At 57.9% G+C, this 611-nt stretch carries 1 protein-coding gene; it reads left to right on the top strand.

What is annotated here, in order from left to right; genetic code table 11:
• Nucleotides 1-8: 8 nt before the first annotated feature.
• The coding region (locus ACFFNA_RS36380) for an AMP-binding protein (protein WP_378924808.1) at nucleotides 9-611 on the top strand (603 nt) is incomplete at its 3' end.

Here is a 611-nt window from a genome sequence, read left to right as displayed (position 1 = left end):
CCCTCGGCCTGACCTCCAGCCATCTCGCCTATGTCATATACACCTCGGGCTCAACCGGAACCCCAAAGGGCGTCATGGTCGAGCATCAAAGCCTGGTCAATCTCGCGGTGGCCCAGATCGGACTTTTTGGCGTTGGTTCAAATAGCCGTGTCGTGCAGTTCGCCTCCTTCGGGTTTGATGCAAGTGCTTGGGAGCTTGTCATGGCGTTTGGCTCGGGCGCCGCCTTGCATTTGCCTGCCGACGAGCTCCGTCAAGCCAGTAACAGGCTATCGGATTACCTGCGTAGTGAAGCCATCACCCATGCGACGTTGCCTCCAGTATTCTTTCAGGGAAACAGGAATCGGGAATGTTTGGCATCACAAGTTCTCATTCTTGCTGGAGAACTGCCGAAAGCTGGACTCATCCGCAGTTTGGCCTCGGCCTCTGTTGTCAATGCATATGGACCTACCGAAGCAACAGTCTGCGCGACCGTTTGGAATTGCCCGGCTGGTTTTGACGGGTCGGTTGTCCCGATCGGCCGTCCGATCGCGAACACGCGGGTGTATCTGCTGGACGCTCATGGCCAGCCGGTTCCGTTCGGGGCGGTGGGTGAGCTTTATATCGGCGGGGCG

This window comes from Mesorhizobium kowhaii, from assembly GCF_042431665.1.
Classification (GTDB): Bacteria; Pseudomonadota; Alphaproteobacteria; order Rhizobiales; family Rhizobiaceae; genus Mesorhizobium; species Mesorhizobium kowhaii.
The sequence above is the reverse complement of the archived record's forward strand: the minus strand, read 5'-3'. Positions and strand labels throughout refer to the sequence as shown.